At 63.7% G+C, this 1758-nt stretch carries 2 protein-coding genes and 1 tRNA gene; all 3 read right to left on the bottom strand.

The features are described 5' to 3' along the window. Window positions 1-283 precede the first annotated feature (283 nt). Entirely contained in the window at window positions 284-898 is a 615-nt protein-coding gene (locus FJ251_16085; GenBank protein MBM4119219.1) for a hypothetical protein, read from the bottom strand. A gap of 338 nt (window positions 899-1236) precedes the next feature. Beyond that, a tRNA-Val gene (locus FJ251_16080) sits at window positions 1237-1312 on the bottom strand. Beyond that, the gene (locus tag FJ251_16075) at window positions 1303-1512 is read right to left on the bottom strand and encodes a hypothetical protein (GenBank protein ID MBM4119218.1); all 210 of its coding nucleotides are present in this window, start codon (window positions 1510-1512) and stop codon (window positions 1303-1305) included. Before FJ251_16075 ends, FJ251_16080 begins: the two co-directional genes overlap by 10 nt. Window positions 1513-1758: the final 246 nt, after the last annotated feature.

The following is a 1758-nucleotide window of genomic DNA, read 5'->3' as shown; positions in this document are numbered from 1 at the left end:
GGGGGCCTTGACACAGGTCGTCGCACCCGTGTCACCGAAGATGCCGATGATGCTGGCGCTGGCGGCGCCGGCCATCAGAAACAGGCTCAGAGCCAAAGCAGCGATCACACTCTTCTTCATTTGGCGAACTCCTCTAGTTGTTGATACCGACCGGTGAACAAGCTGTAAACGCCAGTGAGTTCGTTCTCAGCTTACACTCTACTTGCCGAGCCCGCCTCTTGCGGGTCCCGGTGTGCCCCGCGGCATCCGCGGGGCACAATCTGGACCATCGTGCGCAGCAGCCCTAGGGGCAGCTGCTCACGTTGAAGAAGCCTGCGAAGATACCGAAGTCAGCGACCGTCACGTTGGGCGAGCCGGCGCTCTCGTTGTAGTTCGCGCAGTTGCCGTTGCCCTGGAAGTAGCCGGCGAAGAGACCGAAATCAGCGACGGTCACCTGGCCGCTACCATTGAGGTCCGGGCTGTTGGCCTTGAGATCCAGGCTCTCGATCACGTTGCCGATCGCGATGACATCGATGCTGATGTTGCCGCAGTCGTTGCCCGTCGCAAACACGCCGCCGCGGGGGGTACCCGTGAAGGTCGTGTGACCGGGATCGGGGGCGAAGGTCGAGCTGTCGGCGATGACGCCGCCGGCACACCAGTTGATGATCGGATCGTCGAGCCAGATGTCGGAAGCGATGATCTCGACCGGGTTGTTGCCCGAGTCGTTCACGTAGACATCGATGCGGTGGTTGACGGGAATCACGAAGCTGTCCGCACCGCCGGGAGCGATCGTCATGTAGCCGGTGGTGGCGACCGTCGCGGAGCTATTCGCGGGATCGACGATACCGGCGTTGGCGATGGAAGCGATGGCCAGAACAGCCAGCCCAGCCATCAGCGCGAGCATCTTTCTGCTAGTCATCGGCAGAAGCACCTCCTACAAAAGGTAGCATTGAGCGACTGTCCCGACTGGCAAGGACATGAGCGATCGCTCGGTTGTATGTAAGCAAGGGCACTACTTGCAGGGGCCTTAAGAATACCATCTCTATCCCCAGTTGTACAAGCCACAGTTGCGTTGCCATTCCGCGAACGGCTCCACTCCTGTGCGGAAACCTTCCTGCGGTAGTGCCCCAGTATATCAGAGCGTGAAAAACCCTGTCAACGGGCATCCACGTCTGACGGGAAAACTAACCGTGCCTTCTCGAAGCACTTACGGAAAAGCCGGGGAAGCGGGCGCCTCGCCGGGGAGCGCCGAGGGAGGGGTGGGCGAAACAGGGTTCGAACCTGTGACCCCCTGCGCGTAAAGCAGATGCTCTACCAACTGAGCTATTCGCCCTTGGCCGGACGGTCGGCGCCGGCATCGGAGTGGCCGAGGCGGAACAGGGCCACGGGGATCACGAGGCAGTAGCCGGCCACGAGGAGCAAGGGAGCGAGCGTCAGACTGCCGAAACCGAGGGCCAGATAGCCCAGCACGACGGCAGCCAGACCCGCGACGAAGAGACCCCGGAAGCCCGGCAGTCGAAAACCAGCGGCCACGCTCTTCCTCCTCGGCGCCGCCTCGCGGGCGCCTCGCGCCAGCGGGAAGGCTAGGGAATCGGCTCCGGCTCTGTCAAGCCGCGGCTCAAACGGCTCAAGCTGCCGGAGTGGAAGGGACGCAGGTCAAGGGACACCGATCCGAAGCCCAGCGCCCGCAGCCCCGCGTCGACACGCTGGGCGAGCGCGGGCTCGGCCAGGCGCCCCCACTCGTCCGCGCCGAGCTCCAGCCGCGCCAGCAGGCCACCC

This window comes from bacterium (assembly GCA_016873475.1).
GTDB lineage: Bacteria > Krumholzibacteriota > Krumholzibacteriia > JACNKJ01 > JACNKJ01 > VGXI01.
This window is presented reverse-complemented; position numbering and strand designations above follow the sequence as displayed.